This is a genomic window from Pseudomonas sp. HB05 (assembly GCF_016756915.1).
Classification (GTDB): Bacteria; Pseudomonadota; Gammaproteobacteria; order Pseudomonadales; family Pseudomonadaceae; genus Aquipseudomonas; species Aquipseudomonas alvandae.
In genome coordinates this window covers 535,490-542,014 of sequence record NZ_JAESPG010000001.1, presented here as the reverse complement: position 1 = coordinate 542,014, position 6,525 = coordinate 535,490, and the positions used below count along the sequence as shown (strand labels likewise).

Genomic DNA, 6,525 nt, shown 5'->3' with positions numbered 1-6,525 from the left:
TATATCAAGTTGAATAATTACCTTGTGGGAGCGGTCTTGCTCGCGAAGGCGGTATATCAGTCAACATTGACGTGTCTGACACTCCGCTTTCGCGAGCAAGCCCGCTCCCACAGTTACGGTGTCAGGCCTATTTTCTTATCAGCCCCGCAGCAACCACCAACTCTTCCATCGCCAGTAAATCCGGCACCTTCGCCACATGTTCCCCGACCTGCACCGCCGCCTGCTCCAGCCCGCACAGCGGCACGTCGACGTAGCTCAACTGGCTGTCGAGCTTGCAGGAACGTGGAATACCTTGGACCAGCAAAGCGATGAAGCGCAGTTCCGGGCGCCCGCCCAGGGCGTTGAGCACGACGATGCGGGCGCGCTCGCCGATGACGGTTTTCTGGCCGCAGGCCGACTCGAAGCTCAGCAACGGGATTTGTCGCTCGCGCCAGCTTACCCAGCCCAGGAACCACGGTGGCGTGTCCATATCGAAGGCGCTGCGCTGGTAGTCGATCAGCTCGGCCACCGCCACGTTGGGCAAGATCAGATGACGATCGGCCAATGGCAGCAACAGCCCGGTGAGGTGGCTGGTACGAGGGTGAAAGTCATGCATGGGTCTTGCTCCAGTAGGCGACGCTGTCGAGCAGCACCGATTCCTGGTACGGCTTGCCCAGGTAGTCATTGACGCCGATGGCCATGGCGCGGTCGCGGTGTTTCTGGCCGGTGCGGGAGGTGATCATGATGATCGGCAGGTGCGCCAGGCGCGGGTCGTTGCGCACCTGCGTGGCGACTTCGAAGCCGTCCATGCGCGGCATCTCGATGTCGAGCAGCATCAGGTCCGGCGAGTGTTCGGCCAACAGGGCCATGGCGTCCACGCCATCCTTGGCGGTGAGGACGTGCATGCCATGGCGCTCCAGCAGCCGGCTGGTGACCTTGCGCACCGTCACGGAGTCGTCCACCACCAGCACCAGCAGCGGCCGTTGCGGTTCACCCTCCCCTTCAGTCGGCACCTCGCGACGCGGTACCTGGTGGGGCAAGGCGCGGATCGGTGCCAGCAGGTCGAGAATCAGCACCACTCGCCCATCCCCCAGGATCGTCGCCCCGGACAGGCCGCGCACCGCTGAAAACTGCGGGCCAAGGCTCTTGACCACGATCTCCCGGGTACCGGTGGTGGCGTCGACCTGAACCGCGACATGCCGCTCATTGCATTGCACCAGCAGCACCGGCAAGGGTTGGCTCTGGCCCAGCAGTTTCGGGCGGGCACCGGTTTTCAGCAGCTCACCCAGGTAACACAGCTCGTAGCGCTGCCCGGCGTAGGTGTAGGTCGGCGGATCGAGCTGGTAATAGCCATCCAGTTCGGCGGGCAGCACCCGGACGATGCTCTCGATGGTGTTCAGCGGAATGGCGTATTGGTCTTCGTGGCATTGCACCATCAGCGCCCGATTGACCGCTACGGTGAACGGCAGGCGGATGCGAAAATGCACACCCTGCCCAGGCGTGGAGTCGATGGACATGCTCCCGCCCAGTTGCCGCACTTCCTCGTGGACCACGTCCATGCCCACGCCACGCCCGGAAATCTGGGTGATCTTTTCCGCCGTGGAAAAGCCTGGCTGGAGGATGAACTGCAACACGTCACGGTCACTGATGTCACTGTCAGGCGCCAGCAGGCCGCGCTTGATCGCCTTGCGCCGCACCGCGTCCAACGGCACCCCGGCGCCATCATCACGGATGTCGAAAATGATGTCGCCGCCCTCTCGCGACAAATCGAGGCTGATGCGCCCACGGGCCGGCTTGCCGGCGGCGATGCGCACGTCAGCCGGCTCCAGGCCATGGTCGACGGCGTTGCGCAGCATGTGTTCCAGAGGCGCGGCCATGCGTTCGAGCACGTTGCGGTCCATCTCGCCCTCGGCATTGTCGACCACGAACTCGACGTCCTTGCCCAGCTCCTGCGCCACTTGCCGGACGATGCGCTTGAGGCGCGGCAACATGCGCTCGAACGGCACCATGCGCGTACGCACCAGGCCTTCCTGCAGCTCGGTGTTGATGCGCCCTTGCTGTTGCAGCAGGTTTTCCGCGTCGTGGTTGCTGCGGTCGAGGGTTTCCTTGAGATCGAGCAAATCCGAGGCCGACTCGAACAATGCCCGGGACAATTGCTGCAGTTGCGAATGGCGGTCCATTTCCAGCGGATCGAACTCTTCGTAGCCCAGGCGCTCGGCATCCACTTGTTGACGACTGAGGATCCGTCCCTGGGTTTCGGTGTCCAGGCGCCGCAACTGATCGCGCATGCGCTCGATGGTGGTTTCCATCTCGCCCAGCGCCACGCGCGCGTCGTTGACCTGCTGTTCGATGCGCCCTCGGAAAATCGAGGTCTCGCCGGCCAGGTTCACCAGGTCGTCGAGCAATTCGGCGGACACCTTGACCATGTCAGCGCCGTCGCTCGGCGTAGCGGGTTCGGCTCGCGCAGGCAGCGTTGGCGATGGGGCGATTGGCGGCGCGGCAGCGTCTTCTGACGCCTCGCTCACCTGTGGATGGTTGACCGCCTGGATCCGCGCAATCAGCCGGTCACCGGGCGGGCACGGTTGGCCGGCGCGAACGGCGTCGAGCATTTGCGCCAGGCGATCATGGCCGCCCTGCACCAGCGTAAACAGCGCCGGGCTCGGCTGCAGCAGTCCTGTCGACAACCCTTCATAAAGGTTTTCCAGCTCATGGGCGAGGTCGCCGATGGGCGCGATTTCGACCATTCGCGCGCCGCCCTTGAGGGTGTGCAAGTCGCGCAACAGGGTTTCCACGGCCTGGCGGTTCGCCGGATCCTCCTGCCAGCGCAGCAACGCCGCGCCGGAACTGTCGAGGATGTCGAAGCCCTCCTCGAGGAATATTTCCAGGAGTTCGGGGTCATGGCCCGCGGCGTCACCTTGATGGGACGGCGGCAGCTCGATGGTATTCGGCTTGTCCTGGCGGAACCGGTGCAGGGCATCGATCAGCGCAACGGGGTCACCCAGCGGTTGTCCTTGCTGCAACTGCCCCAGCAGCAGGTCGAGACGCTCGTGGCTGTTGTTGAGTAGCTGCGCCAGTTCCTCGCTGTAGCTGTAGCGGCGGTCCACCAACCCTTCATAGAGATTTTCCAGTTCCTGGGCCAGATCACTCACCGGCCGGATATCGGCCATGCGCGCGCCGCCCTTGAGGGTATGCAAATCCCGCTGCAGCGATGACAGCGGCGCGCCGTTGTCCGGATCCGCCAGCCAGCGCTGCAAGGCCTGGGCGGCGCTCTCGAGAATGTCCTGCGCTTCTTCGAGGAAGATTGAAGCGATGTCATCGTCGACGGAGGTCTCGGCGCTCGCGCGATGTTCCATTTCCGCCGTCGCCTGGCCCAGCTCGCGAATGCTCAGGGTGCGACTGCCGTCGCTGCGAATCAGCCCCGTGGCGGCCGGGTCGAGACTTTCCTGGAGCAGCGTGCGAAGGGCCTGCACCCGCTCGGGTTGCGAATGTACTTCCTGCCCGGCCGCCAGTTCGTCGAGCATGTCGATCAACGCTTCATGGGCGCGTTGCGCTTCCTGGAAGAATGCGTCGCTGACCGCCAGGCTGCTCTCTTCGACCGCGCCGTAAAGGTCGAGCAAGGCTTCGCAAAGTTCATCCACCGGGTGCAGGTCGGCCAGGTGCGCGCCTTCGCCCAGGGTGGTCAACTCGTCGAGCAACGCGCTGAGCTCCTGGCCTTCGCCAGGATGCTGTTGCCAGCGCTGCAGCAGGTTTTCAGCATCCAGCAGGATGTCCATGCCCTGGGCGAGGAAGTTGTTGATCAACTGCGGATCACGCTTGGTCCGCGCGCCTTGGTCCGGTGTGCCGAGGACCGCTTGCAAGCGCTCGGTCATCAGTGCCTGGGCGCGCTGGATCAGGTCGGCGGCACCGGGGATCGGCGCCAGCGGCTCGCTGTGCAGTTGACGCAGCCCTCGTCGCAACAGCCCTTCGCCTTCGAGCAGCAGCTCCACCTCATCCAGGTCCAGGGCAATCAAGTGCGCCTTGTATTCCCGGGCCAGTTCGTCCAGCGCCCCGGCGAGCTCGGCAATGGGCAGCACGCCAGCCATGGAAGCGCTGCCCTTGAGCGTGTGCAGGGCACGTTGCAGTTCGTCGTTGGCCTGCAGTGGAAGGTGTTCGGCGGCCTGGTCGAGGAAGCGATTGAGCGCGGCGAGGTGCCCCTGGGCTTCGTTGTCGAAGATCTTCAGCAACAGCGGGTCAAGCGCCGCCACGTCCTGTTCATCGTCCTCTTCGACATCGCCGCCCTTGGCGAGCCCGTGGGCGCGAGCAGCCAGGCGGTCGACATCATCACGCTGGCGCTGGTGATGAGCCGCAAACTCAGCGACCAGCCCCGGCAGCAATTGCACCGTCTCAACAACCACCTGCAGGACCGAAGCGCCCGGCTCGACACTGCGTTCCAGCACGCGGTTGAGCAGGTTTTCCACCGCCCAGGCCAATTCTCCCAACACCAGCGCCCGGACCATCCGGCCGCTGCCCTTGAGGGTATGGAAAGCCCGCCGCAGTTCTGTCAGGGCGCCGTGGTCGTCGGGGTCGGCCGTCCAGCGCGGCAAGTATTCATGCAGGACATCCAGTACCTCGTCGGTCTCCTCGAGGAACACCTCGCGCAGTTCATCGTCCACCGGGCTTTCATCCACGGGGGGCGGCAGCAGGCTACCCGGCATGTTCCTCGCCGGCGGGTTGACCGCCGAGACCGGGTTGGCCAGCACTTCGGCCAATGACTGCACGGTCTGCGGATCGTCCAGTTCCTGCAAATCCTGCATGACCTGGGCTTCGTTGGGGCTCAGTACATCATCGAGCAAGGGGACGCGAGCTTCGTCAGGGAAATAACCGAGGACGCCCAGGCTGCGCTCGACGCCGTCCAACAGGCTCTCGGCGGGCTTCAGCGGGTCTTCGCCCAAACGCTCCAGGTAATATTCCAGGCCGCTGATCACATCGGCCAGATGATCGAGCTCCTCCCACCCTGGCTGGGCATGTTCGAGCAGCAGGTGCTCGCGGATGAATTCGTTGCACGCCTCCACCAGCCTGGCGGCACGGCTCAACGGGATCATCGCCAGCGCACCGCGCACCTGGGTCAGCAGCGCGGGCATTTCCGTGAGCTGCTCGCTGTTCCAGTCGGCGTCGATGTAGTCGACGATCATGTCCTTGGCCTGTTGCAGGCAGGTGTGGGCTTCCTTGATGACGATCTGGTGGATCTGGGTCAGGTCGATCGTCGGCAGGTGGTTGTCTTCGCGACTTTCAGGTTCGACGGTGCCGACCATGCCGGCCAGCGTCGCCTCGACGTAGAGCAAGGCGCCGGCGACGTCCATCAGCGTCGCATCGTCAGGCGCGCGCTGGCCCTGGGCGAGGCTCAGCACCACGGCCAACTGATCGATGATGACTTTGCGCGGCTGGCCAAACCCCAGCACCGCCAACGTGTCAGCGATTTGCCGCAAGGGCGCCAGCAGGCTGTCCAGTTCCGAGGCATGCTGGCGATCGCTGCGCACGAACAGGTCCAGGCGCTCCTTGACCCGCACCAACTCCTCGCACAATGCGGCAAGGACCGAGCGCATGGCATCGCGGTCGGGCCCGGCCAGGCGCGCGCGTTCTTCGTCGACCATGGCGCTGTCGGGCAGCGCATCGTCCAGTGAGTAGCGTTCTTTCATGATCTGCATCTGCCCGCTGGGATGTTCGGCCTTGGCAATATAGAACAACAGACTCTTGAGCAGGTGTGGCGGGGCCGGCTGATTGATGCCGGATATGCCTTGCTCCAGCAAGCGCTTGAGTTCCTTGTCGGCGTCCTTGAACAGGCTGCGCAGCGCCGGACTGTTGGCGATACGCCCGTCGCGCATGCCTTCGACCAGCGCCGAGGCGACTTGCCACAACGCATTGAGCGGCGCTCCGGCGCACAGGGCTTCGAGACGGTGGAAGACCTTGGCCAGGTAACCGAGATGCGTGACGTCGTCCTGCTCACGCAGCAATCCCGCCAGCGCGACTTGCAGGCTCTGGCGCAACTTGCGCAGGGTATTCGGCAGGTCGGCCGGTTCGAGCCGCTTCAAGGCGTCATCGTCGAGCGGCGCGATGTCTGGCAGTTCCGGGCTGAACAGGCGGGTTTCGGACAACAGGCCTTCACCCCGGGCACTGCGCAAGTCGTTGATCAACGGCAGTACCACCAACGGCAGGTCGCGGCGGGCGCCGTGGACGCGCTCAAGGTAAGTCGGCAGTTGGCCAAGCGCCTGGCGCAACAGGCTGATGGCCTCGTCGCGGTGGGCGATACGGTTGTCCTGCAGGGCGATGCACAGTTGTTCCATTTCCTCGGCGAGCAACGCCGCGCCATAGAACTCGACCATCTGCAGGCCGCCATGGACCTGATGGATGCAGGCCAGGCACTGGCCGAGGGCATCCACTGCCTGCGGATCGTCCACCAGGCGGTTGAGGGCCAGGTGGGCCTGCTTCAGCGTTTCGGCAATCTCGCCCTTGACCCATTCCAGGGCCACATAGTCGTGCCGATCACCCATAACCACTCCAAATCAACAG

The 6,525-nt window shown here is 64.4% G+C and carries 2 protein-coding genes; both read right to left on the bottom strand.

All coding sequences use genetic code 11. From position 1 onward, the window contains the following. Positions 1 to 127 precede the first annotated feature (127 nt). A complete protein-coding gene (locus JMN22_RS02525) occupies positions 128 to 595 on the bottom strand; it encodes a chemotaxis protein CheW (RefSeq protein WP_198796873.1) in 468 nt (155 codons plus the stop codon). Next, the gene (locus JMN22_RS02520; RefSeq protein WP_198796874.1) at positions 588 to 6,506 is read right to left on the bottom strand and encodes an Hpt domain-containing protein; all 5,919 of its coding nucleotides are present in this window, start codon (positions 6,504 to 6,506) and stop codon (positions 588 to 590) included. The genes JMN22_RS02525 and JMN22_RS02520 overlap by 8 nt, the downstream gene beginning before the upstream one ends. Between the last annotated feature and the right edge of the window lie 19 nt (positions 6,507 to 6,525).